Annotated in this window: 24 protein-coding genes; 14 read left to right on the top strand and 10 right to left on the bottom strand. The window is 69.8% G+C overall.

Annotated elements, in window-relative coordinates; all coding sequences use genetic code 11:
* Positions 1–27: 27 nt before the first annotated feature.
* Complete coding sequence (locus tag NL112_RS10025) at positions 28–996, bottom strand: KaiC domain-containing protein (RefSeq protein WP_434084198.1); 969 nt, start codon at positions 994–996, stop codon at positions 28–30.
* Here NL112_RS10025 and NL112_RS10020 point away from each other — a divergent pair.
* Together NL112_RS10020 and mptA are read left to right on the top strand one after the other, a co-directional pair.
* The gene (locus tag NL112_RS10020) at positions 973–1,788 is read left to right on the top strand and encodes an NAD(+)/NADH kinase (RefSeq protein ID WP_255148694.1); all 816 of its coding nucleotides are present in this window, start codon (positions 973–975) and stop codon (positions 1,786–1,788) included. The two genes, NL112_RS10025 and NL112_RS10020, sit on opposite strands and share 24 nt — an antisense overlap.
* 53 nt (positions 1,789–1,841) lie before the next feature.
* Positions 1,842–2,768 (top strand): GTP cyclohydrolase MptA, encoded by a 927-nt coding sequence (mptA, locus tag NL112_RS10015; protein ID WP_255148693.1) that lies wholly within the window; start codon positions 1,842–1,844, stop codon positions 2,766–2,768.
* Here the strand turns inward: mptA and NL112_RS10010 are convergent.
* Positions 2,765–3,571, bottom strand: coding sequence for a TrmB family transcriptional regulator (locus NL112_RS10010; protein ID WP_255148692.1), 807 nt, complete (start codon positions 3,569–3,571; stop codon positions 2,765–2,767). The two genes, mptA and NL112_RS10010, sit on opposite strands and share 4 nt — an antisense overlap.
* Before the next feature lie 59 nt (positions 3,572–3,630).
* Positions 3,631–5,244, bottom strand: a complete 1,614-nt coding sequence (locus tag NL112_RS10005; protein WP_255148691.1) for a DUF255 domain-containing protein — start codon at positions 5,242–5,244, stop codon at positions 3,631–3,633.
* Between the two features lie 128 nt (positions 5,245–5,372).
* Between NL112_RS10005 and NL112_RS10000 the strand changes: the two genes are divergently transcribed.
* Entirely contained in the window at positions 5,373–5,690 is a 318-nt protein-coding gene (locus NL112_RS10000; protein WP_255148690.1) for a DUF7991 family protein, read from the top strand.
* Here the strand turns inward: NL112_RS10000 and NL112_RS09995 are convergent.
* Together NL112_RS09995 and tmk are read right to left on the bottom strand one after the other, a co-directional pair.
* Positions 5,681–6,460: a class I SAM-dependent methyltransferase gene (locus NL112_RS09995; protein WP_255148689.1), complete on the bottom strand. Its 780-nt coding sequence runs from the start codon at positions 6,458–6,460 to the stop codon at positions 5,681–5,683. The genes NL112_RS10000 and NL112_RS09995 overlap by 10 nt on opposite strands.
* Before the next feature lie 84 nt (positions 6,461–6,544).
* On the bottom strand, positions 6,545–7,129 hold the full coding sequence (tmk, locus tag NL112_RS09990; protein ID WP_255148688.1) for a dTMP kinase: 585 nt from the start codon (positions 7,127–7,129) through the stop codon (positions 6,545–6,547).
* 89 nt (positions 7,130–7,218) lie between these two features.
* Between tmk and NL112_RS09985 the strand changes: the two genes are divergently transcribed.
* From NL112_RS09985 to cofG, 5 genes are all read left to right on the top strand, one after another.
* A complete protein-coding gene (locus tag NL112_RS09985) occupies positions 7,219–8,298 on the top strand; it encodes an NAD(P)H-binding protein (protein ID WP_255148687.1) in 1,080 nt (359 codons plus the stop codon).
* Positions 8,299–8,396: 98 nt separating this feature from the next.
* Complete coding sequence (locus NL112_RS09980) at positions 8,397–9,575, top strand: tubulin/FtsZ family protein (RefSeq protein WP_255148686.1); 1,179 nt, start codon at positions 8,397–8,399, stop codon at positions 9,573–9,575.
* Entirely contained in the window at positions 9,553–10,320 is a 768-nt protein-coding gene (locus NL112_RS09975; RefSeq protein ID WP_255148685.1) for a hypothetical protein, read from the top strand. Before NL112_RS09980 ends, NL112_RS09975 begins: the two co-directional genes overlap by 23 nt.
* Entirely contained in the window at positions 10,321–10,935 is a 615-nt protein-coding gene (gene cofC, locus NL112_RS09970; RefSeq protein ID WP_255148684.1) for a 2-phospho-L-lactate guanylyltransferase, read from the top strand.
* A 223-nt stretch (positions 10,936–11,158) separates the two neighbouring features.
* Positions 11,159–12,244, top strand: a complete 1,086-nt coding sequence (gene cofG / locus NL112_RS09965) for a 7,8-didemethyl-8-hydroxy-5-deazariboflavin synthase subunit CofG (RefSeq protein WP_255148683.1) — start codon at positions 11,159–11,161, stop codon at positions 12,242–12,244.
* Positions 12,245–12,354: 110 nt separating this feature from the next.
* Here cofG and cofH read toward each other — a convergent pair whose 3' ends face one another.
* The gene (gene cofH / locus NL112_RS09960) at positions 12,355–13,734 is read right to left on the bottom strand and encodes a 7,8-didemethyl-8-hydroxy-5-deazariboflavin synthase subunit CofH (protein WP_255148682.1); all 1,380 of its coding nucleotides are present in this window, start codon (positions 13,732–13,734) and stop codon (positions 12,355–12,357) included.
* A 129-nt stretch (positions 13,735–13,863) separates the two neighbouring features.
* Here cofH and NL112_RS09955 point away from each other — a divergent pair, with 129 nt between their 5' ends.
* Positions 13,864–14,883 carry a phosphoribosylaminoimidazolesuccinocarboxamide synthase gene (locus NL112_RS09955; RefSeq protein WP_255148681.1) on the top strand — a complete coding sequence of 340 codons (1,020 nt, stop codon included), beginning with the start codon at positions 13,864–13,866 and terminating at the stop codon, positions 14,881–14,883.
* Positions 14,884–14,921: 38 nt separating this feature from the next.
* On the opposite strand, the gene NL112_RS09950 is transcribed toward NL112_RS09955, so the two are convergent.
* A complete protein-coding gene (locus NL112_RS09950) occupies positions 14,922–15,875 on the bottom strand; it encodes a formyltetrahydrofolate deformylase (RefSeq protein WP_350356125.1) in 954 nt (317 codons plus the stop codon).
* A gap of 123 nt (positions 15,876–15,998) precedes the next feature.
* Here NL112_RS09950 and NL112_RS09945 point away from each other — a divergent pair, with 123 nt between their 5' ends.
* The 3 genes from NL112_RS09945 to purQ all read left to right on the top strand — a co-directional run bounded on the left by NL112_RS09945 (position 15,999) and on the right by purQ (position 18,543).
* Positions 15,999–17,075 carry an SMP-30/gluconolactonase/LRE family protein gene (locus NL112_RS09945; protein WP_255148679.1) on the top strand — a complete coding sequence of 359 codons (1,077 nt, stop codon included), beginning with the start codon at positions 15,999–16,001 and terminating at the stop codon, positions 17,073–17,075.
* 474 nt (positions 17,076–17,549) lie between these two features.
* Positions 17,550–17,801 (top strand): phosphoribosylformylglycinamidine synthase subunit PurS, encoded by a 252-nt coding sequence (gene purS / locus NL112_RS09940; protein ID WP_255148678.1) that lies wholly within the window; start codon positions 17,550–17,552, stop codon positions 17,799–17,801.
* A gap of 52 nt (positions 17,802–17,853) precedes the next feature.
* Positions 17,854–18,543 (top strand): phosphoribosylformylglycinamidine synthase I, encoded by a 690-nt coding sequence (purQ, locus tag NL112_RS09935; protein ID WP_255148677.1) that lies wholly within the window; start codon positions 17,854–17,856, stop codon positions 18,541–18,543.
* A gap of 9 nt (positions 18,544–18,552) precedes the next feature.
* On the opposite strand, the gene NL112_RS09930 is transcribed toward purQ, so the two are convergent.
* Positions 18,553–19,023 carry a hypothetical protein gene (locus NL112_RS09930; RefSeq protein WP_255148676.1) on the bottom strand — a complete coding sequence of 157 codons (471 nt, stop codon included), beginning with the start codon at positions 19,021–19,023 and terminating at the stop codon, positions 18,553–18,555.
* A gap of 103 nt (positions 19,024–19,126) precedes the next feature.
* Between NL112_RS09930 and NL112_RS09925 the strand changes: the two genes are divergently transcribed.
* Together NL112_RS09925 and NL112_RS09920 are read left to right on the top strand one after the other, a co-directional pair.
* Entirely contained in the window at positions 19,127–19,345 is a 219-nt protein-coding gene (locus tag NL112_RS09925) for a hypothetical protein (RefSeq protein WP_255148675.1), read from the top strand.
* A 25-nt stretch (positions 19,346–19,370) separates the two neighbouring features.
* Positions 19,371–20,402: an ArsA family ATPase gene (locus NL112_RS09920; protein ID WP_255148674.1), complete on the top strand. Its 1,032-nt coding sequence runs from the start codon at positions 19,371–19,373 to the stop codon at positions 20,400–20,402.
* Here NL112_RS09920 and NL112_RS09915 read toward each other — a convergent pair.
* Positions 20,399–21,709 carry a glycerate kinase type-2 family protein gene (locus tag NL112_RS09915; RefSeq protein ID WP_255148673.1) on the bottom strand — a complete coding sequence of 437 codons (1,311 nt, stop codon included), beginning with the start codon at positions 21,707–21,709 and terminating at the stop codon, positions 20,399–20,401. The two genes, NL112_RS09920 and NL112_RS09915, sit on opposite strands and share 4 nt — an antisense overlap.
* Positions 21,709–22,530 (bottom strand): SDR family oxidoreductase, encoded by an 822-nt coding sequence (locus tag NL112_RS09910; protein WP_255148672.1) that lies wholly within the window; start codon positions 22,528–22,530, stop codon positions 21,709–21,711. The genes NL112_RS09915 and NL112_RS09910 overlap by 1 nt, the downstream gene beginning before the upstream one ends.
* Between the last annotated feature and the right edge of the window lie 14 nt (positions 22,531–22,544).

The following is a 22,544-nucleotide window of genomic DNA, read 5'->3' as shown; positions in this document are numbered from 1 at the left end:
CGAACGTGCGTCGCGGCTCGCACACGTCTAGAAGATGTTAGCCTGCTGATACACCGAGATGCCGTCGTTGGTTATCTCGTAGGGTTTCGTCTCGCGGGAGTGGTTGGCGTTGCGTATCTTCTGGATTTCGACCGCCAGCCGCGTCTCGCGGAACTCCGAGCGGACGTACTGGAGGACGAACACGCCGTCGGTGAGATACTCGATGATGCCGTGTCGGGAGGCGTACGGGTTGCTCTCGCTGGCCTCGCTGGTGAGCATCGTCGTGACGCCGGCCTGTTTGAGGCTCTTGGTGAAGTCGAACACCTCGGTCCGGCGCCGGGCCTGTTGGTCGTACATCATCTCGAGGAGCGAGACCGAATCGAGGACGAGGCGGTCGGCCCCGAACTCGTCGACGAGTTGCGGGAGGTCGTTGCGGATGGACGCAAGCGAGTTCGCCATCTCGACGGGGTCGAGGTCGACGACGGCGAGTTCGTCGTCGGCGACCCGCTGTTCGAAGTCCCACCCCTTCTCGTTGGCGGCCGCGAGGATGGCCTCGCGCGTCTCCTCGAGGGTGATGAACACGGCGTTGTCGCCGTTGCGGAGCCCCTCCTGGAGGAACTGGAGGCCGAACGTCGTCTTCCCGGTGCCGGCCGCGCCGATGACGACCAGCAGGGCGCGCTCGGGGACGCCACCCTGTACCATCTCGTCCAACCCTTCGATGCCGAGGTCGATACGCGGGATGTCCGAGTCGAAATCCTCGTCGAACTCGGCGTCGCCGGCGTCACCGCCCCCCTCGAACGCGGACTCGAAGTCCTCGTCGAACATGTCGCCGTCGCCGTCGAACGGGTCCTCGTCGTCGCCCTCGAACCAGTCGTCCGGGTCGTCGCTCACGGCGGCACCACCACCGGGTCGGCCATGTCCGTGATGTGGACCGGGGGAAGATAATCCTTGCCCGTCGTGACGCTTATTCCCGGGGGCCGCGAACCGCCGACGATGCACGTCGGTATCGTCGCCCAGCGGGACAACCCACGCGCCGCGGAACTGGCGGACGACATCCGTCGCGCGCTGGACGCGCGCGTGTCGCTCGACGCCGAGACGGCCGCCAGCCTCGACACCGACGGGCGGTCGCCCGATGCGTTCGTCGGCTGTGACCTCGTCGTCTCCATCGGCGGTGACGGCACGTTCCTGTTCGCCGCCCGCTCGGTGGGCGATACCCCCATCATGGGCGTCAACCTCGGCGAGGTGGGCTTTCTGAACGCCACGGCGCCCGACGACGCGGTCGATGCGGTCCGGGCGGAGGTCGACCGCCTCCGGTCGACCGACGACCCGACGTTCCAGGAGATGTCGCAGATACAGGCCGCCGGCGAGGGGTTCGATGTGCCGCCCGCGCTCAACGAGGTGACGGTGCTCGGCCCCCAGCGCGGCCACGGCAACGGCGTCGGCATCGAGGTGCGCCTCGACGGCGACCTCTACACCGGGAGCCGCGCCGACGGCGTCATCGCGGCCACCCCCACTGGCTCGACCGCATACAACCTCTCGGAGGGCGGCCCGCTCGTCCACCCCGACGTCGACGGCTTCGTCGTCACCGAGATGTGCGCCGAAGGGCCGATGCCGCCGCTCGTCGTCACCCCCGACCGCGAACTGACGGTGCGGGTCGAGGGAGCCGAGCGGGCGTACGTCGTCGCGGACGGCCGGACCACCGCCACGGTGGAGCCGCCGACCCGCATCCACCTCTCGCGGGCCGACCGACCCGTCCGGGTCGCGGGCCCACCGCTGGAGTTCTTCGCCGCGCTCGGGAAACTGGACTGAACGTCTCACCGGCTTGGAAACCACTTTACGGCTGACGACCCTCCTTTCCCCCAATGAGTCAGCAACTCCCGGACGTGCAGGCGACCAGCCCGGACGTGAGCGTCGGGCTGAACCGCGTCGGGGTGACGGGCGTCGAGAAACTCGTGAAAATCGACCGCGGCGAGAAGCGACCCATCGTCCTGATGGCGGAGTTCGAGGTGTACGTCGACTTGCCGAAGTGGCGGAAGGGCATCGACATGTCCCGGAACATGGAGGTCGTCGACGAGATGCTGGAGGAGGCGACCGCCGAGCCCGCCTATCGGGTCGAGGGCCTCTGTGGCGACGTGGCCGAACGCCTCCTCGACAAACACGACTACACCTCGCGTGCGGAAGTGCGGATGGAGGCCGAGTACGTCATCCGCGAGGAGACGCCCGCGACCCACCGCCCGACGCAGGCGACCGCGGACATCATCGCCAGCGCCACCGCCACCGAGGAGGGGACCCGCGAGGAAATCGGCTGTGAGGTCGTCGGCATGACTGTCTGTCCCTGTTCACAGGGGATGAGCGAGGCCCGCGCGAGGGAAACGCTCGACCAGTTGGGCGTCGAGGGGGAAGTCATCGAGGAGTTCCTCGAGGAGGTGCCTCAGCCGGGCCACAGCCAGCGCGGTCACGCGACGCTGACCGTCGAGACGGACGGCTCGCCCGACGTTGAACTCCACGACCTCATCGACATCGCCCGCGAGTCGATGTCGGCTCGCATCTACAACTTCGCCAAACGCCCCGACGAGGACCACATGACCTACCAGTCGCACGCCGACGCGAAGTTCGTCGAGGACTGCGTGCGCGCCCAGGCGGAGGGCGTCGTCGACCGTCTCGAGTTGGCCGACGACGCCGTCGTTCGGATGGAGCAGTCGAACGACGAGTCCATCCACCAGCACAACGCCCACGCCGAGCGCGTGGCGACCGCCGGCCAGCTCCGGGCGGAACTGAGCGACGACTAAAGCGTCAGCCGCTCGGCGCTCTCCCACCGCGGTTCGAACTCCTCGCGCACCGACTGTGCGAACTCGTGGTCCTTCAGGTCGATGAGCGCGAACGCCTCCTGACTCTTCAGCGGGTGGGGTACCTCGATGACCGTCTCCGTGCGGTCGATGAGGTTGAACGTGCCCGAGACGTTCTCGCTCACGCGGACGGCGAAGTTCTCGTGTTCCGCGAGCGTCGAGGTGTACCGCTCGCCGATGCTCTCCGGGAGCACCGGCACCAGGTCCGGGCGCATCAGCAGTTGCACCTCGACGCCCCGCTCCAGGGCCTGCTCCAGTTCGTCGAGGATGAGCGTCCCGACCTGGTCGACGTCGAAGAACTGCTCGGTGTACGTCGACAGCACCATCACGATGCGCGAGTCGGCGGCCGCGAGCCGCTCGACGAGCAGGTCGACCGTCTCCTCGCTCCCGACCGAAGCGGTCCAGAACGTCTCCTCGACGGGCTCCGCGGCCTCCAGTTCGCCCTGCAGGTCGTCGACGATGTCCTCGTACTGCTGGACCTTCTCCTCGAGTTCGCGCTTCTTGTCCTCGAGCAGTCGCTCCAGCGCCGTCGACGGGTCGACCGCGACGTACTTCTTCGGCCGCGAGGCGGACTGCGACCGGACGAGGTTGTACTGCTCGATGGCGTTCAACACGTCGTAGATGCGCCCCATCGGCACGTCGCTCACCCGGGACAACTCCTTGGCGGTTGTCGGTCCGGTCTGCAGCAGCGACCGGTACGCGCGGGCCTCGTACTCGGAGAGTCCGAGGTCTCGTAAGTCGGCCATACGGAACCCCTCCAGTTCCTCCGGTATAAACACACCGGAAGTTTACAAACGTTGTGCGTTCACGCGTCCTCGACCGGCGATGCGTCGGCCGCCCGCTCCATCAGTTCCTCGGGTGAGTCGGCCGGAGCGGACCGCTCGCCGCCCCTGACGACCACCGCCGTCTCGCGGTCGCCGGGCACGACCACCTTCTCGTGGTCGGCGACGCGCCAGGCCGCGCGGTGGAGCCGCGACCCCGCGGGCGGCGTCTCGACGACCAGCGGGTCGTAGACGGCGCGGGCACACGCCGCACCGTAGGCGGCCACCTGCGCGCCCATCCGGTCGTACGCGCCGGCGAACGCCGCGAGCGCGTCGGTCGCGGCCGCCCGATACCGGTCGTCGCCGGTGAGCGCCGCGAGGTCCAGCAGGGCGTCGGCGAGTTCGACGTTCGTGTCCAGCGGGCGGAGCGGGCGGTCCAGCATCCCCGGTCCCTCGGCGGGACCGTCGAGGAAGGCGCCGTCCTCCGCCTGCAGTTCGAGCGACCGGTTCGCGACGGCACGCGCGGCGTCGAGATACTGGCCGGTGGCCTGTACACCCGCGGTCAGCCCCGAGAGGACCCGCGCCTGGTCGAGCAGAAGGCCCGCCTCGCTTTCGGGGGCGTCGAAGTGGGTCACCTCGCCGTCTTCGACCAGCGTATCGAGGACGTGCTCGACGGCGCGCTCGGCGTAGCGGGTCGCGTCCGCGTCGTCGGTGTACGCGCCGAACCGGAAGAGCGCGTCCGCCGTCAGCCCGTTCCGGTCGGCGTAGACGGTGTCGTCGACGACTGGCGCGTCGGCCGCCTCTCGCTCGGTCGGGTCGAGCGTGAAGTAGTCGCCGCCGGCCTGCGACCCGGCGAACGCCTCGCCCGTCCACAGGTCCGTCGTCAGGTACTCGATGGCCCCCTCGGCGGTGTCGCGGTAGCTCTCCTCGCCGGTGTAGAGGTAGCCGGTGGCGAAGGCTCGCAGGAGGGCGGCGTTCTCGTCGAGCAGTTTCTCCCGGTGGACGTCGCCGCCCCAGTTCCGGTTCGTCGCGTAGCGGTAGAAGCCGCCGTCGTAGGTGTCGTACAGATGCGTCTGCACGGCCTCCAGCGTCCGCGTCGCCCGGTCGCGGTCCCGCTTGGCCGCGAACTCGATGGTCCGCGGGAGCGGGAACTTCGCGTCGGTGCCCCAGCCGCCGAACTCCTCGTCGAACGCGGCGGCCACCTGCTCGACGAAATGCGCCTCGATGTCGGCTGTCACCTCGCCCGCGGGCGGGTCGGGGTCCTGGAGCGCGCGGGGGACGCTCCCCGCCTCCGCCCCCTTGGCGTCCCACGTCCGGCGCACGCTGTCGAGTGCCCCCCGGAGCGCGTCGCTCGACATGAAGCCGGCGCCCGTGAGGATACGGCCGTCCGGCGCGGCGAACACCGTCGACGGGAATCCCCCCATGTTGTAGCGTTCGCGGACGCGGGGCTGGCGGTCCACGTCGACCCGGACGGGGACGAACCCGTCCGTGAGGTGGGCGGCGAGTTTCGGGTCGGCGTACGCGCCCTCGTCCATCTCGTCGCAGGCGGTACACCACGTCGCCGACAGCGACAACAGCAGGGGTGTTCCCTGACGGTCGGCCTCCTCGAACGGCGCGGCCCCCCACTCGCGCCACTCGACGAGCGTGTCCTCCTTCATATCCCTCCTTCGGTGAGTGCCACGGAAAGCGTTTGCACTTCCGGTCGACCGGTCGTGGTCCCGCCGGCCGGTCGGAACGCCATCCCCGCATCCGAAGGCCCCATAGTGGTCGCCCCCCTATGGTGGGTATGGTCACGGTCGTCGACGTGGTCGGCCTGCTGGTCATCCTCGGGGTCAACAGCGCGGCCGCCGCCCTCCTCACCCGCTACTTCCGGGTCACGCTCAACACCCAGTGGGGGTCGGTGTTGTACAGTCTCCTGCTGGTCCCCGTCGTCCTGCTGGTGTTCGTGCTGGTACTCGGCGGGGTGGGACTCGGGCCGAACCTCGGTGACGCCTCGACCGTCGTCGGCGTCACAATCCTGTTGCCGATGGCGCTGGGGATGGCGTTCGACTACTTCTGGCAACCCGCGCCGGAGGAAATCGAACTGCCGGAGAGCTACTCGTAACCCCCGGCGACCGCCCAGAACCGAACGCTCTGTGGAACCTTCCACAGCACGTCGGGGAGGTCGCTGTCGTCCGGGTCGTGCTGTTCGACCTCGTGGCGCTGGTGTTCGACCAGCCGCCGGACCTCGAAGCCGGCGTCGACGAGCGCGTCGTGCAGTTCCGCGACCGTCCGGTCGAACACGACCAGTTCCGACTCGTAGGAGTCGTCGATAGTGATGGTCCGCGGGCCGTCACCGAAGTAGCTCCGCTCGATGCGGCCGGTCTCCGCGTCGAGGCTCTCGTTGAGCGGGTGGGGAACGCTGAGGACGAACACGCCGCCGTCACGCAGGATTCGGTGGGTCTCGGCGAGCGCGGCGTCGAGGTCCTCGACCATCTGGAACGCCGCCTCCGATGAGGCGACATCGAACCGGTCGTCCGCGAGCGGGAGGTCGGTCACGTCGCCCTTGCAGAACTGGGCGTCGACGCCGTAGCGGTCGCCGAGCCGCCGCGCATGCGCCAGTTGCTCGCCCGAGAAGTCGACGCCGACGACCGGCTCCGCGCCCAGTTCCGCGGTGCCGACGCTCCCCTGTCCGCCGCCACAGCCCAACTCGGCGTACGCCTTTCCCTCGACCGACCGAACGAGGGCGGGCTGGCGACCGCCCGGGAGTTCCGGGTCGAACGGCGACGGCGCCGGCGGGAGTTCCCCCTCGTCGGTGTCGGCGGTCCACAGCGCCTGAAAGTCGTCGCTCCACTCGTTCCAGAGCCGCTGGTTCTCCCGGCGGTGGTCGGTCATCGGACGGGGTTGGTCAGCGCGCCGCATCAACGTTATCGTCGGACGTGAGTCGAACCCACACCCTGTGGCACGCCTCCAGGAGCGTTACGCCTCCAGTATCCGTTCCAGCGCGCCTTCGGCCGCCTCAATGACGTGTTCCGGCGACCGTGACGCGTCGATGCGGACGAACCGCTCGGGCTCCATCTCGATGAGTTCCTCGTAGTTCGACTGGACGGCCGCGAGAAAGCCCGCCGTCTCCAGCTTGTTCGTCGCGCCGGCGCGCTCCGCACCGGTCTCCGGGTCGACGTCGAAGTACAGCGTCGCGTCCGGCGGCCGTGTAAAGGGCTGGTGGACGCCGCGGACGTACTCCATCGGCCGCTTGATTTCACCCTCCAGGGCGGCGCCCTGGTAGGCGTACCGGGAGTCCGAGTAGCGGTCGGAGACGACGAGTTTGTCCTCGGCGAGGGCGGGACGGACGACCCGCGAGAGGTGGTCGGCGTGGTCGGCGGTGAACAGGAACAGCTCCGCCAGCGAGTCGGAGTCGTCGGCCTCGATGGAGCGGTTCACCGCGTCGCCGTACCACGAGTCGGTCGGCTCGTGGGTGAACACGGCGTCGGGAAATCGGTCCCGGAGCGCCTCCCAGACCGTCGTCTTCCCCGAGCCGTCGATGCCTTCCAGCGTGACGAGCATACCCGACCGTTCGGCCCGCCGCACGTAAACACCCCGACTGCGTGGCCGGTGCACGTAGATTTACGTCAGTTCCGCGAGAAGACCGACGCATGCAGGTGCTCGTCACCGGCGGAACCGGGTTCGTTGGCTCGGCGCTCTGTGAGGAACTGGCCGCCCGCGGCCACGATGTCACGGCGCTGGCTCGTCACCCCGACGAAGCGAACTTCGAGGGGGACGTCGAGACGGCCCGGGGCGACGTGACCGACTACGACAGCATCGAACCCCACTTCGAGGGACAGGACGCCGCCGTCCAGTTGGTCGCGCTCTCGCCGCTGTTCCGCCCGGACGGCGGCAACGAGCGCCACTTCGAGGTCCACCTCGGCGGCACCGAGAACGCGGTGCGGGCCGCGGAGGCACACGGCGTCGACACGTTCCTCCAGATGAGCGGCGTCCACGCCGACCCGAACGCCGACACCGCCTACCTCCAGTCCAAGGGCGAGGCGGAGGCGGTCGTCAGGAACTCCGAGTTGGACTGGATAATCTTCCGGCCGACGGTGCTGTTCGGCGACGGCGACGAGTTCCGCTCGTTCACGAAGCTGGTGGCGCCGCCGTATCTCGCACCCCTGCCGGGCGGCGGCGACCAGCGGTTCCAGCTCATGTACGTCGAGGACGGCGCCAGCGTGTTCGCCGACGCGCTCGAAGGGAAGACGGGTGAGGAGGACGCGGACGGTGCCGACGACGAGGCGGTCGACGACGAGGACGCCAGCGAAGCGGCCGAGGACGGAGCCGACGGCGATGACGACGACGAGGGAGACGGCGATGACGACGACGAGGGAGACGGCGATGACGACGACGAGGGAGACGGCAACGGCAACCCCCACGTCGGGCAGACGTACGAGGTGGCCGGCCCCGAGGTGAAGACGTTCGCCGAACTGGTCCAGTGGACGTACGCCGCGGAGAACAAGCCGGTCAAGACGGTGCCGCTCCCGATGCCGTTCGCCGACATCGGGCTCGGCGTGCTGGGTGCGGTCGGCGGCCCGCTCGGCTCCGACCAGGCGAAGTCGCTCCGCAAGGACCTCACCGTCGACCACAACGACGTGGACGCGTTCGGCGTCGACGCCGCCGAGTTGACGACGTACGGGGAGTACCTCGGCGTCACCGAGGAACGTGTCGCGGAGCTGAACCACTGAGACGGGCGTCGACAGCCCCGAGGGCCGCTGTTTCGGCAGTGGACGCGGCCGAAAGCTTATCAAGCGCGCGCGTGCCTGACGTTGATAGTGACCGATAGATGAAGCTCGCTATGATCGGCTTCGGGCAGGCCGGCGGGAAGATCCTCGACGAGTTCCTCGAGTACGACCAGCGAACCGGCAGCGAGATCGTCCGCGCCGCCGTCGCGGTCAACAGCGCGAAGGCCGACCTGCACGGGCTGGAGCACGTCCCCGAGGACAACCGGGTACTCATCGGGCAAGCGCGGGTGAAGGGCCACGGCGTGGGTGCCGACAACGAACTCGGCGCCGAAATTGCCGAGGAGGACATCGACGAGATTCAGGGTGCAATCGACAACATCCCGGTCCACGAGGTGGACGCCTTCCTCATCATCGCGGGACTGGGCGGCGGCACCGGCTCCGGCGGCTCGCCCGTCCTCGCGAAGCATCTCAAGCGCATCTACACCGAACCCGTCTACGGGCTGGGTATCCTCCCGAGCCAGGACGAGGGAGGTATCTACACGCTGAACGCCGCCCGCTCGTTCCAGACGTTCGTCCGCGAGGTCGACAATCTGCTCGTGTTCGACAACGACGCGTGGCGCAAGACCGGCGAGTCGATGGAGGGCGGCTACGCCGACATCAACGACGAAATCGTCAAGCGATTCTCCATCCTGTTTGGCGCCGGCGAGGTCGAACCCGGCGGGGAGGTCGGCGAGAGCGTCGTCGACTCCTCAGAGATCATCAACACGCTGTCGGGCGGCGGCGTCTCCACGGTCGGCTACGCCGCCGAGGAGGTCGAAAAACAGGAGAAGGGCCTGCTCTCGCGGTTCACCGGCGGCGACGACACCGACGACGGTATCGACGCGGCGAACACGACCAACCGCATCACGTCGCTGGTTCGGAAGGCCGCACTCGGCCGGCTGACGCTTCCCTGTGAGATCGACGGCGCGGAGCGGGCGCTACTGGTGTTGTCCGGCCCGCCGAAGTTCCTCAACCGGAAAGGCATCGAGCGCGGGCGCAAGTGGCTCGAAGAGCAGACCGGCTCGATGGAGGTCCGGGGCGGGGACTATCCGGTCTCGGAGTCCAACTACGTCGCGAGCGTCATCCTGCTGTCGGGCGTGACGAACGTCCCCCGCATCAAGGAGCTCCAGCAGGTCGCCATCGAGGCCCAGGAGAACATCTCCGACATCCGGGAGCACAGCGAAGAGAATTTGAACCGGTTGGTCGAAGACGACGAAGATGAGTTGGAGCCGCTGTTCTAAGGCGCTCGCGGTCGCGTCGCTACTGTTGATCGCCGCCGTCGCACCGGTCGCGGCCGTCTCGACCAGCGCCGACGGCGTTCCCTCGGAATCGCAGGTCGGGAGCGAGGTGTCGGGTACCTACGAGTTCACCGACCTTTACTCCGATTACGAGACGTGGACACTCCACGGCGAGACGAATCTCACCGGCGTCACCTGGACGGTCAGGAAGCTCGACCAGGCCGGCAACCAGATATCCCAGAACTCCTACGACGGGCAGTCGTTCAACAGTTCGGTCGACATCAGCGAGAACACCGCGAAGGTCGTCGTGCGGGTCCGCGGGACGACTCCGGAGATAGCGAACTTCACGTACGACCCGGCCCAGCAGTACACGTTCGCCCGATTCCAGCTTCTCCGGACGGGCGGTTCGAACCAACAGATAACCGACACGTCGGTCGATTACTACACCAACAGCTCGAAGATGGCTCGCCAGGAGATACGGGCCGCCGCTGACGTCGTCGAGGCCTCGGGGAGTTCGCAGGCCGAGACGACGCTCGGGAACGCCATCTCGGCGTACAACGGGCAGAACTTCGAACTCGCCGTCGAACTCGCCAACGAGGCCGAATCGCAGGCCCAGCAGGCCCAGCAGAGCCAGAACACCATGCAGTTGCTCCTGTACGCGGGCATCGGGCTGGTCGTCCTGCTTCTGGTCGTGGGCGGCGTCTACTACTACCGCTCCCAGCAGGACGACTACGACAAACTCCGGTAGATGCGCGTCGTCGTCCCCTTCGGGGCCCAGAATCCAAAGGGGCGTCTCGCCCCGTTTCTCGCCGCCGACGAGCGACGTGCGTTCGCCGCCGCGATGTGCCGTGACGTGCTGGACGCGCTCGCAGCCCACGAACCGGAACTGCTCGTCGACGTGCCGGCCGACGAACTCCCGTTCGACCCGGACTGCCCCGTGACGAGGGACGACCGACCGCTCGGGGAGGCCGTCGACGCGGTGCTGGCGGCGGGGGGTCCGGTCGCCGTGGTGATGGCTGACCTGCCGCTGGCGACCCCCGACGCGGTCGACAGTCTGTTCGATTCCGACGCCGACGTCGTGTTGGCTCCAGGACGAGGCGGCGGAACGAACGCGATGGTCGTTCGCCATCCCGCGTTCCGGACGGATTACCACGGGGCGTCCATCCGCGACCACCGCGAGCGGGCCCGCGAGGTGGGCGCGTCCGTCGCCGAGGTCGACTCGTTCCGGCTAGCGACGGACGTCGACGAACCGGCCGACCTCGCGGAGGTGCTGTTGCACGCCGACGGACGCGCCGCCGACTGGCTCGTCGAGACGGGCGTCGAACTCGACGTCCGGGATGGACGGGTCGGCGCGACGAGGTGAGTCACGGACGGCGGTATTCTGACCGGAGGAGGACAACCATTTAGTCGCTGGGATGAGTAATGTCGGGTGCGCGAGTCCCGCTCGCGCTCGGACGCGCCGACCCGGAACTGCCGGTCGAGGGCACCCTGACTGTCACTGGGCCGGTGCGTCCACCCACTCATGAGGGTGCCCTTGCTGGGCCGTTCATCCGCACGCTTTTGCCGGTCCGCGAGAACCATCGCGCATGTTCCCCGGGGCCGACGAGTACGATGTCGACGTGAGCGTCACCGACGCCGCCGTCGAGCGGGCGCTGTCGGTACGCCCCGACGACGTCGAGGCCGCCGACGAGCTCACGTTCGCACGGAACGTGTTCGTCCCCCTGACGACGGCGTGTCGCTACACCTGCACCTACTGCACCTACTACGACCCGCCGGGGCAGGCGAGCCTGCTCGCCCCCGACGAGATTCGCGACATCGTCGAGCGCGGTGCCGACGCCGGCTGTACGGAGGCGCTTTTCACCTTCGGCGACGACCCGGACGACCGCTACACGGCGGTCCACGACCAACTGGACGAGTGGGGCCACGACTCCATCCACGCGTATCTGCGTGAGGCCTGCGAGATAGCGCTGGATGCGGGCCTCCTCCCCCACTCGAACCCCGGCGACCAGACGCGCGAACAGATGGCGCAGGTCGCGGACCTGAACGCCTCGATGGGCGTCATGTTGGAGACGACCGCCGAGGTGCAGGCCCACGGCGGCCCGCGGGCGAAGTCGCCGGGCCAGCGGCTCCACACCATCGAGACCGCGGGCGAACTCGGCGTCCCGTTCACGACGGGCATCCTCGTCGGCATCGGCGAGGACTGGCGGGACCGGGCCGAGAGCCTACTCGCCATCCGTGACCTCCACGAACGTCACGGCCACGTCCAGGAGGTGATCGTCCAGCCGGTGTCGAACAACGAGCGGTGGCGCGACGGCTCACCGTCGCTTGCGACGATGCGCCGGGTAACGGCGATGGCGCGGGCCGTCCTCCCCGAGGACGTGAGCGTACAGTCGCCGCCGAACCTCGCGCCGGTCCGCGAGTTGCTCGACTGCGGCATCGACGACCTCGGCGGCGTCTCGCCGGTCACGGACGACCACGTCAACCCCGACTACGCGTGGCCGGCGCTCCGCGAGTTGGAAGACATCGCCGACGAGGCGGGCGTTCCCCTGCGCGAACGCCTCCCCGTCTACGAGCGGTTCCTCACCGACGAGTGGGTCGGTCCGCGCATCCGCGAGGAGATACGCGCCGACACCGACGCCGGCGCCCGATACCGGGCGCTGTTGAGCGACTGAGCGAGCAGGCGACCCGCGTTTTCCCGCACGATGTGTCGCACTCCCGCCTCGTCCCGTGCGGGGCACTCCTCAGCGCACGCGCCGGGTGGCCGCGGCTTCGTATATAAAATTCAGTCGTCGGCACTGGCGGCGTCGGGTGCGCCCTCCCGCTCGGTGGGCGACAGAAGCGGGGTCCCGTCGGCCCGCGGTCCGAGCGTCGGGCCGTGTGGCGGGTCGCCGTCGATTATGCGGCGCTGTTCGTAGTCCGTCGACCGCTCGACCGGGACGCGCCCGACGGCGCGAATCATCTCGACGTACTCGTCGAACGACCGGAACTCGCCGTGGCCGCCGCCCGCTCGCTTCGTAATCTCCTCGCTCAGGATGGTGCCCATGAAGTCGTCGGCGCCACAGGACAGCATCTTCAGCCCCCGTTCGTCGCCGAACTTCACCCACGACGACTGGACGTGCTCGACGTTGTCGAGGAACAGCCTGGAGACGGCCATCATCAGTTCGTCCTCCGCGGGCGAGGCCCCGCCGTCGACCACGCCTCGCTCGTACAGCGGCGTCGTCTCGTGGACGAAGGAGAGGGGGACGAACTCGGTGATGTTGCCGGTGCTGTCCTGCAGTTCGCGGACCCGCTGCAGATGCATGACGCGGTGCATCTCGTTCTCGACGTGACCGTACATGATGGTCGCGGTCATCGGCAGTCCCACGTCGGCGGCGGCCTCCATCGCCCCAAGCCACTCTCCGGTGTCTATCTTGCCGGGGCAGATGACCTCCCGCACCTCGTCGACGAGTATCTCCGCGGCGGTGCCAGGTACGGAGTCGAGACCCGCGGCTTGGAGGCGCCGGTAGGCGTCCCGGTACGTCCAGTCGGTGCCCCGAATCGCGTGGTACGCTTCCTCGGGCGTCATCGAGTGGAGGTGTGCGCCGTCGACGCTCATCGCGCGCATCTGGTCGAGGTAGGTGCCGGGGTCGGTGTCGTACCGCTCGGGCGGCTTGTAGTTCACCGTGCTCGCGGCGTCGTCGTAGCCCGCGAGTATCTCGTGGTGCTCCTCGTCGAGCGCGAGGCCCGGATGGAGCCCGGAGACGGACGTGACCTCGTAGATGCCGCGGTCGAGCGCGTCCCGGACGATAGCCCGCGATTCCTCGGGCGTCTTGGTGAACCCCGGATGGTCGACGCTCGAGTCGGTCTCGAAGTTCGCGGCGGTGTCCTTGAAGTTGCAGAACAGACAGCCGGTGTTGCAGGCGGTGGTGACGTTGTTGTTGAGGTTGGCGACGAACGTCACCTCGTCGCCGACCACCTCCGCGCGCCGGCGGTCGGCGGCTTCGAGCACCTGTTCCTTCCGCTCGGGGTCGATTCCCGCCCGGTCGGTGCCGGTGGTGAGCAGTTCGACGCCGTCGGCCACCGAGAGGCGCCGGCCGTCGCGGGCGTTGGCGAGCGCGTTCTCGAACGACTGGTCCGTCTCGGGGACGTGCTCGAACCCGAACTCGCCCGCGGCGTCGTCCATGGCCTCACTCCCGTCTCGGAGGATAAAACCGTGCCGGGTAGCGGAGCCGACTCGGAGCCGACCACCGCGGGGGACCCCCGGGCCGCCCCGAAGGGAAACCCCTTTGCCGACCGACCGGAACCGTCGCGTATGACGAGCGTCAAGGAGTTCCGGGTCGAGGAGGCCGCGACCCCGGAACGCCTCGGACGTGGTGCGTTCGTGTTCACCGACGACTACTCCGTGTTCGACTGGGGGAAGATGCCCGACGCCATCCCGAACAAGGGGGCGTCGCTGTGTGCGATGGGCGCGACGAACTTCGAGGCGCTGGAGGACGCCGGTATCCCGACCCACTACCGCGGCGTCGTCGCCGACGGCGAGGTCGTCGAGATGGCCGACGCCGCCAGCCCGCCCCGCGAGATGGCCATCGAGTTGACGCAGGTGCCCGACCTGCCACACGAGGGCCGCACGTACGACTACAAGGCGTTCCACGCCGAGGCCGGCGACAACTACCTCGTCCCGCTGGAGGTCGTGTTCCGCAACACCGTCCCCGTCGGCTCCAGCCTCCGGTCGCGGGCCGACCCCGCCGAGTTCGACCTGGAGTACGACGAGTGGCCCGACGAGCCGGTCGACCTCCCCGACCCCGTCGTCGAGTTCTCCACGAAGTTCGAGGAGTCGGACCGCTACCTCTCGCGGGAGGAGGCCGACCGCATCGCCGGCGCCGCCACCGTCGATGCACTCGAAGCGGTCGCCCGCGAGGTGAACGACCTCGTCACCCAGCGGGCCGCCGACGCCGGCCTCGTCCACGAGGACGGGAAGATAGAGTGCCTCTTTTTCGACGGCGAGGTTCGCGTGGCGGACGTCGTCGGCACGTTCGACGAGAACCGCTTCTCCTACGACGGCCAACAGCTGTCGAAGGAAGTCATCCGGCAGTACCACAAACGCGAACAGCCCGCGTGGGTCGAGGCGGTGAACGACGCGAAGGCCCGCGCGAAAGCCGAGGACGTGGCCGACTGGCGGACGCTCTGTGAGGTGGACCCCGAACCGCTCCCCCGGCACGTCGTCGACGCCGCCCGCGACATGTACGCGGCGGGCGCGAACGCCTACGTCGGCCGCGACCTGTTCGACGCGCCCGAACTCGCCGACGCGGTGGCGACGGTCCGGGAGCTGTAGGCGTCAGTCGTCGCCGATTGCCATGACGCCGACCACACTCAGTCGTCGCCGAACACGGTCCCGAGCCCGTCGACCGGTCGGTCGGGGTTGAGGCTGTCCATCTCCGCGGGTAGACCCATCTGGTAATCCTCGGGGTCGACGCCGTCGCGCAGTTCCGTCCGCCCGTGGTGGACGTAGACGGCGTCGTCGAGATGTAGGCGCACCGCTTCCAGCAGGGCGGCCGCTTCGAGCGGTTGCCCCGTCCGTTCGAGTTCTTCGGGCGTCGCATCCGGCGGCGCATCGAACGCCCGCTGGGTGATGATGGGGCCCTGGTCGAGGTCCGTCGTGACGTAGTGGGCCGTCACGCCCGCGACGCGGACGCCCTCCTCGGTCGCCTGCCGGTACGCTTCCGCGCCCGGAAACGCCGGCAGGAGGCTCGGGTGGACGTTGATGATGCGGTCCTCGTAGCGGAACACGACGTTCGGCGAGAGGATGCGCATGTACCGGGCGAGGACGATGAGGTCCGTGTCGTACTCCGCCAGCAGGTCGAGCAGTTCTCCCTCGTCGGGGCTCCCCTTCTCGTCGCCGATGTCGTGGAACGGGATGGAGTAGTGCTCGGCCAGCGGCTGGAGGTCGTCGTGGTTCGAGATGACCACCTCGATGTCGGCGCCGAGCTGGCCGTCGGCCCACGCCTCCAGCAGGGCCTCAAGACAGTGGCTCTCCTTGGTCACCAGGACGGCGATGGTCTGTGTCTCGCGGTCCGAGGGGAACCGGACGGTGATGTCCTGTCCGATGTCGTCGCCCAGTTCCGCGAGCGCATCCCGGAGTTCCGCCTGCGTGCAGGTCATCTCCGAGGTGTCGACGTGGAGAGTCATCCGGAAGATGCCCTCCCGGACCGCCTGGTCGAGGTCCTCGATGTTGATGTCGCGCTCGAACAGCAGGGTCGTCACCTGCGCGATGATACCCGTCTTGTCGTCGCCGACGACCGTTATCTCCGTGTACCGGCGGGTCACGCGGACCACCCGCGACCCGTCCGACTCGACGCGTGCATACCCGTGTGAGACACGTCCACGTGCAAAAGCGGCCCGCTTCACGAAAGGGGAAGGCACTTGCTGAACGCGTCCGACCCCACGCACATGCTCGAACGACTCCGTCGCCCGCTTGCGGTCGGCGGCCTGCTGGTCGGTGCCGGCGTCGCCGCCGTGGCGGCCCGCGAGTCACGACTCGACCCCGTCAGCTGGCGACCGCCCGAGCCGCCCGAGATGACGGGCCCGCTGGCCGAGAACCGCGAGTTGACCGACTGCGAGCACGTCCTGACGACCGACGGCCCCGAGGACGTGGCGTTCGACGACGACGGCCGCCTCTACACCGGCGCGGAGAACGGCACCGTCTACCGGACCACGGCGCCGGCCGACGACACGACGGCGAACGCGGAGCTCGAACCGGTCGCGGACACTGGCGGCCGCCCGCTCGCGCTGGCGTTCGACGACGACGACCTGCTGGTCTGCGTCGCGGAGGTCGGACTCGTCTCTATCGACCCCGAGGGCGCGGTGACGGAACTCGCCACCGAGGCCGGCGGCCGCGACATCGTGTTCGCGGACGACCTGTACGTGGCCGACGACACGGTCTACTTCACCGACGCGAGCGTCCACTCGCTGTTCCAGGACGAACTGTTCGAACTGCAGGACACCGGCCGCCTGCTCGCGTACGACCGCGACACTGGGGAGACCGAGGTGCTGTTGCAGGGGCTCGGCTTCGCCAACGGCGTCGCGCTCGGCCCCGACGGGGAGTCGCTTCTCGTCACGGAGACGTCCCGCTATCGGGTCTCCCGCTACTGGATAACCGGGGAGCAGGAGGGCCGCATCGAACGGTTCGCCGAGAACCTCGTCGGCTACCCCGACAACATCGACCGCGACCCGGACGGCGGCTACTGGGTCGCCATCCCGAGCCTGCGGGACCCGGCGCTCGATTCGCTCCACCGCTCGCCGTGGCTGAAACGACAGCTCGGTAAGCTCCCCGAGGCGGTGCTCGCGCAGGTGAGCGGCGACCCGTACGGCCTCGTCCTGAAACTCGACGAGTCGGGCGAGGTGGTCGACAGCCTCCACGACCCGACGGGCCGCGTCCACGGCGTCACGAGCGCCACCCCCCACGACGGCGCGCTGTACCTCGGGTCGCTGTTCGGCGAGCACGTCACCCGCTACCCGCTCGAGTGAGTGCGTGGCCGAGCAGTGCGTGGCCGAGCGACCGGAAGGGAGCGAGGCCACGTTACGGCGAGCGGGGAGGAGCGGAGCGACGACCCGCGAGCGCCGCGGGACGGCGACCGGAAGGGAGCGAGGCCACGTTACGGCGAGCGGGGAGGAGCGGAGCGACGACCCGCGAGCGCCGCGGGACGGCGACCGGAAGGGAGCGAGGCCACGTTACGGCGAGCGGGGAGGAGCGGAGCGACGACCCGCGAGCGCCGCGGGACGGCGACCGGAAGGGAGCGAGGCCACGTTACGGCGAGCGGGGAGGAGCGGAGCGACGACTCGCGAGCGCCGCGGGACGGCGACCGGAAGGGAGCGAGGCCACGTTACGGCGAGCGGTGACCAACGGAAACCGCGAGCGCGCCGCCGGGAAAACGATACACGTCTGTGCACAATCCACCCAGTTCACAAGCGTTTTTACCCACGGACACGCTTCGTCCAACGATGACCGCCTACACCGCGACGGTGACCGTGCGCCTGAAGCACGGCGTCCTCGACCCGGAGGCCGAGACGACGAAGGACGCGCTCGAACGCCTCGGGTTCGAGTTGGAGGCGCTTCGGAGCGCCGACCGCTTCGAGATAGACCTCGACGCCGACTCGCCGGAGGCGGCCGCCGACCGCGCCGACGAGATGGCCGAGCGACTGCTCGCCAACCCGACTATCCACGATTACGACGTGGACGTCGTGGAGGCATGACCGTCGCCATTACTCCGACAGCGACGCCCGGTCCCCACACGAGGTGGCGACTGTGACCGTCGCTGTCGTCCGCTTCGGCGGGTCGAACTGCGACCGCGACGCGCTCCGGGCGCTCGGCCATCTCGGCGTCGACGCCGACATCGTCTGGCACGAGGACGGCCTGCCCGCCGACACCTCGGGCGTCGTTCTCCCGGGCGGGTTCTCCTACGGCGACTACCTCCGGGCGGGGGCGATGGCCGCTCGCTCGCCCGTCATGGAGGAAGTCCGCGAGTTGGCGGGCGAGGTGCCCGTGCTGGGAGTCTGCAACGGCGCACAGATAGGCTCGGAGTCGTCGCTCACCCCCGGCGCGTTCACCACGAACCGCTCGGCGCGGTTCCAGTGTGAACACGTCCACCTGCGCGTCGAGACGACCGACACCCCGTTCACTAGCGCGTTCGATGAGGGCGAGGTGGTCGAGTTGCCCATCGCCCACGGCGAGGGTCGCTTCGAAATCACCGACGAGCGCCTCGCCGCGTTGAACGACGAGGACCGCGTGCTGTTCCGCTACTGCGACGCCGACGGGAACGTCACCGACGCCGCCAACCCCAACGGCTCGACGGAGAACGTCGCGGGCGTCGTCGGCGAGGCCCGGTCGACGGCCGTGCTGATGCCGCATCCCGAGCGCGCCGCCCTGCCCGACATCGCGGAGACGAGCGGCGCGGGTACCGACGGCCAGGGCCTGCTCCGCGCGTTCGCCGAGTAGGACGCCCCCCTACGCCGACGACGGGGCCGCCGCGTCGCCACCCGCTCCCCGCGTCGTCGCCCGCCATCCGACGACGCCCGCGGTGACCAGCAGGCCACCACCCGCAAGCAGGAGAAACGGCTCGGCACCGAAGACGAACATGACCGGGTCGCCGCCGTACGTCGTCGTCTCCGTGTAGAGCCCCGGGTCCTGAAGGTAGGTGGCCATCGCCCGGAGCACGTAGAGCAGGACGACGCCGCCCGCCGCCGCCGGAACGACGGCGAGGCGTCGCCACCGGAGCGCGCCGGCCGCGCCGACGGCTCCGACGACCGCCAGCCGTGCGAGCAGTCGCTCCTCGTGGCTGAGGGGGCCGTCCCACCCGCTCTGTATCGTCCCCTCGTAGCCGGGCGCGACGTGGACGAGCCCCTGGTGGACGCCCACTACGACCGCGGCGAGTCCGGCGACGGCGAGCGCGACCGGAGCGAGTCGACGAGTTCGCATACGTTCACCTCTCCCGACAGGATACTAAACCCCCCGACCGGTTCGACCGCCGAAATCCGGAGGGCGCCGAACGTTGAAGCCCGCTGGGGCCGTACGCGCGGCCGTGATACCGTTCTGTGACACTCCCGGACAGTCGCTCGCCGTAGGGCTGTTCGCGGGCCTGGTGGCCGCCGGCGTCGGGGTCGCGGTGGGGCTCGGCGCCGTGGGGGTCGCCCTGCTGGCGGGTGCGGTGGCGCTCGTCGGCGAACTCCTCGCGCACGCCGTCCGCGGCGACGACCAGTGGCGCGCGGCCGTCACCGCAGTGGTGAACCGACGAGCATAGGGGGCGGCCGCTCTTCCGGCCGGCAATGAGCGACATCGACGTGGAGGCGGTCGACTCCGTCGAGGCGACGGTCGACGCGCCGGAGTACGTGCTGTACGGCGGGAAGGGCGGCGTCGGCAAGACGACGATGGCCGCGGCGACGGCGCTGGCCAGCGCCCGCGGCGGGACGGCGACGCTCGCGGTGTCGACGGACCCGGCCCACTCGCTGTCGGACGCGCTCGGGACGGACGTGCCCGCGGAACCCGGCCGCGTCCGCGAGGACGTGCCGCTGTACGGCGCCGAAATCGACCCCGAGGCGACCGACGCCGGCCCGTTCGCCGGCGAGGGGATGGCCGGCGGCGGCCCGATGGGCGGGCTGGGCGAGTTGTTCGGCGGCGAGAACCCGCTCGACCCGGGGTCGATGCCGGGCGCCGACGAGGCCGCGGCGTTCCAACTGCTCCTGCGGTACATGGACGACGAGCGGTTCGACCGCGTCGTCGTCGACACCGCGCCCACGGGCCACACGCTCCGCCTTCTCGAACTCCCGGACGTGATGGACTCGATGATGGGGAAGCTCATCGCGTTCCGCGAGCGCCTGTCCGGGATGGCGGGGTCGCTGGGTGGGCTGTTCGGTGGCGGCGGGCCGGACGAAGAAGAGATGGAGGAGGGCATCGACGACCTGCGGACGCTCTCCGAGCGGGTCGAACGGCTCCGGGCCGTGTTGACCGACCCCGCGAAAACCGACTTCCGGGTCGTGCTGGTGCCCGAAGCGATGTCCGTCTCCGAGTCGGAACGGCTCGTCGACCGCCTCGGCGGGTTCGGCATCCCCGTGGGGACGGTCGTGGTCAACCGCGTGATGCAACCGCTGGCCGACGTCGCTGACGTCGACCCCGACTGGTTCGTCGCGCCCGACCTCGACGACTGCGAGTTCTGCCAGCGCCGCTGGGAGGTCCAGCGCGGCGCGCTCTCACAGGCGCAGGACCTGTTCCGCGGCCACGACGTGAAGCGCGTCCCGCTGTTCGCCGAGGAGGTCCACGGCGAGACGGCGCTGCGGGTCGTCGCGGCCTGTCTCGATTAGGCCACGACAAGCACCCGCAGGTCGTTCACGTTGGTCCCCGTCGCGCCCGTCTCGACGAGCACCTCGCGCTCCGAGAGGTAGCCGAGCGCGTCGTTGTCGGCCAGCGCCGCGCGGGCCGCGGCTACGTCGTCCACCGTCTCGGCGTCGACCACCGCCCCCGCCGCCCCCGTCGACCCGTCGCGCCCGTCGGTGTCGACGCTCGCGGCGACCACGCCCTCGGGCACGTCGAGCGCCGCCGCCAGCGCGAACTCCAGGTTCGGGCCGCCCTTCCCCTCGCCCCGCACGGTGACGGTCGTCTCGCCGCCAGACAGCAGGACCGCCGGCGGGTCGACCGGGTCGCCCGACGCGCGCGCTTCGGCGGCGACGGCGGCGTGGAACCGACCGGCTTCGCGGGCCTCGCCCTCGATGCGGGTCGACAGCACCAGCGGCGCGTACCCCCGGTCGCGGGCCACCGAGGCGGCGGCGTCTACGGCCGTCCGGCCACCCGCCAGCACGTACGTGTTCACCCGGTCGAACGCGGGGTCGCCCGGCTTGGGCGTCTCCTCGCGGTCGCCGTCGACGCCCGCTTGCAGGTGCTCGCGGACCGCGGGCGCGTCGATACCGTAGCGGTCCAGCACCGCGAGCGCGTCGGCGTACGTCGTCGAGTCGGGCGCCAGCGGGCCCGAGGCGACGACCGCCGGGTCGTCGCCCACCACGTCGGAGACCAGCAACGCGACCACGGTGGCGGGCGCGAACTCGCGGGCGAGACGGCCGCCCTTCACGGCCGAGCAGTGCTTGCGGACGGCGTTCACCTCGTCGATGGGGGCGCCGGCCGCGAGCAGGGCGTCGGTCACCTCGCGGAGCGCGTCGAACGGGAGGCCCGGTGCGGGCGCGGCGAGGAGGGCGCTCCCGCCGCCGGAGAGCGCCGCGAGCACGAGCGTCCGGTCGTCGGCGCTCGCCGCGAGTTCCAGCGTGCGGTCGGCGGCCTCGCGGCTCCCGGCGTCGGGCGTCGGGTGGCCCGCGACCACCGCGTCGACGGGCGCGAGGGCGGCGGCCTCGGGGACGGCCACGACGCCGCCCGCGATTCGGTCGCCGAGCAGGTCACGGAGCGCGCGGACGAGCCCCGCCGTCGCCTTCCCGGCACCGACAACGAGCACGCGGTCGAACTCGGGGAGGTCGTAGCGGTTCTCGCGGACGACGAGCGTCTCGCCGTCGAGCCGGCAGGCGTCCGCGACCGCTCGCTCGGGGCGGGCGGCGTCGATGCCGGCCGCGATGCAGTCGCGTGCGACGGCGTGGGTCGGCGACCGGGGGCCGTCCTGGGCGACCATCAGAACGTCCGCAGAAGCCCGATGAGCCGGTCGCGGACGCGGTCGGGGAGAAAGCGAAGTTTCACGGCGAGGCGGGCGAACCCGCCGACGACGTACCGGGGGTCGGGGTCGGTGGAGACGCCCGCCTCCAGGATGACGTCGGCCACCTCTTCGGGCGTGGAGGCGAACGGCGAGGAGTCGCCGGCGACGACCGACGCGTCCTCCTGGGCCTCGTACACCCAGTCGTAGTCGTCGGTACGGTCCAGCCGGGTTATCTCCTCGCCGACCCGCTCGCGGAAGCTCGTCTCCACCGGACCGGGTTCGACGACGGCCACGTCGATGCCGAGCCCAGCGACCTCGTTGCGGAGCACGTCGGAGTACCCCTCCATCGCGTGTTTCGAGGCGGCGTACGCACCCATCCCGGGTGTAGCGACCCGGCCCGCCACCGAGGAGACGTTGACGATGGTGCCGTCCCCGCGGTCGCGCATGTACGGCAACACCTCGCGGACGAGCCGGTGGGGGCCGAACACGTTCACGTCGAACTGCTCGGCCAGCAGGTCGTCGGAGACGTCCTCGATGGGGCCGTGCTGGCCGTAGCCCGCGTTGTTGACCAGACAGTCGACACGGCCGTCCTCCTCGATGATGCGGTCGACGACCCGCTCGATGTCGTCGGAGTCGGTCACGTCCAGGGCGTTGATATCCGCCCCCCGTTCGCCCAGCGTCTCGATGTCAGCGGGGTTGCGCGCCGTCGCGTACACCGTCCACTCCTCGTCGAGGAAGGCGTGTGCCGTCGCCCGACCGATGCCGGACGAACAGCCGGTGATGAGCACCGTCCGTTCCATACCGGCCGGTCGGC

The organism is Halorarius halobius (assembly GCF_024298865.1).
Lineage (GTDB): Archaea > Halobacteriota > Halobacteria > Halobacteriales > Haloarculaceae > Halorarius > Halorarius halobius.
Note: the sequence above shows the minus strand (reverse complement) of the source record. Positions and strands in the feature narration are given on the sequence as shown.

Coding starts and splice junctions, on each gene's coding strand:
- NL112_RS10020 (WP_255148694.1), top strand. CDS start 973: ATGCACGTCGGTATCGTCGCCCAGCGGGACAACCCACGCGCCGCGGAA.
- mptA (WP_255148693.1), top strand. CDS start 1,842: ATGAGTCAGCAACTCCCGGACGTGCAGGCGACCAGCCCGGACGTGAGC.
- NL112_RS10010 (WP_255148692.1), bottom strand. CDS start 3,571: ATGGCCGACTTACGAGACCTCGGACTCTCCGAGTACGAGGCCCGCGCG.
- NL112_RS10005 (WP_255148691.1), bottom strand. CDS start 5,244: ATGAAGGAGGACACGCTCGTCGAGTGGCGCGAGTGGGGGGCCGCGCCG.
- NL112_RS10000 (WP_255148690.1), top strand. CDS start 5,373: ATGGTCACGGTCGTCGACGTGGTCGGCCTGCTGGTCATCCTCGGGGTC.
- NL112_RS09995 (WP_255148689.1), bottom strand. CDS start 6,460: ATGACCGACCACCGCCGGGAGAACCAGCGGCTCTGGAACGAGTGGAGC.
- tmk (WP_255148688.1), bottom strand. CDS start 7,129: ATGCTCGTCACGCTGGAAGGCATCGACGGCTCGGGGAAGACGACGGTC.
- NL112_RS09985 (WP_255148687.1), top strand. CDS start 7,219: ATGCAGGTGCTCGTCACCGGCGGAACCGGGTTCGTTGGCTCGGCGCTC.
- NL112_RS09980 (WP_255148686.1), top strand. CDS start 8,397: ATGAAGCTCGCTATGATCGGCTTCGGGCAGGCCGGCGGGAAGATCCTC.
- NL112_RS09975 (WP_255148685.1), top strand. CDS start 9,553: ATGAGTTGGAGCCGCTGTTCTAAGGCGCTCGCGGTCGCGTCGCTACTG.
- cofC (WP_255148684.1), top strand. CDS start 10,321: ATGCGCGTCGTCGTCCCCTTCGGGGCCCAGAATCCAAAGGGGCGTCTC.
- cofG (WP_255148683.1), top strand. CDS start 11,159: ATGTTCCCCGGGGCCGACGAGTACGATGTCGACGTGAGCGTCACCGAC.
- cofH (WP_255148682.1), bottom strand. CDS start 13,734: ATGGACGACGCCGCGGGCGAGTTCGGGTTCGAGCACGTCCCCGAGACG.
- NL112_RS09955 (WP_255148681.1), top strand. CDS start 13,864: ATGACGAGCGTCAAGGAGTTCCGGGTCGAGGAGGCCGCGACCCCGGAA.
- NL112_RS09945 (WP_255148679.1), top strand. CDS start 15,999: ATGCTCGAACGACTCCGTCGCCCGCTTGCGGTCGGCGGCCTGCTGGTC.
- purS (WP_255148678.1), top strand. CDS start 17,550: ATGACCGCCTACACCGCGACGGTGACCGTGCGCCTGAAGCACGGCGTC.
- NL112_RS09930 (WP_255148676.1), bottom strand. CDS start 19,023: ATGCGAACTCGTCGACTCGCTCCGGTCGCGCTCGCCGTCGCCGGACTC.
- NL112_RS09920 (WP_255148674.1), top strand. CDS start 19,371: ATGAGCGACATCGACGTGGAGGCGGTCGACTCCGTCGAGGCGACGGTC.
- NL112_RS09915 (WP_255148673.1), bottom strand. CDS start 21,709: ATGGTCGCCCAGGACGGCCCCCGGTCGCCGACCCACGCCGTCGCACGC.
- NL112_RS09910 (WP_255148672.1), bottom strand. CDS start 22,530: ATGGAACGGACGGTGCTCATCACCGGCTGTTCGTCCGGCATCGGTCGG.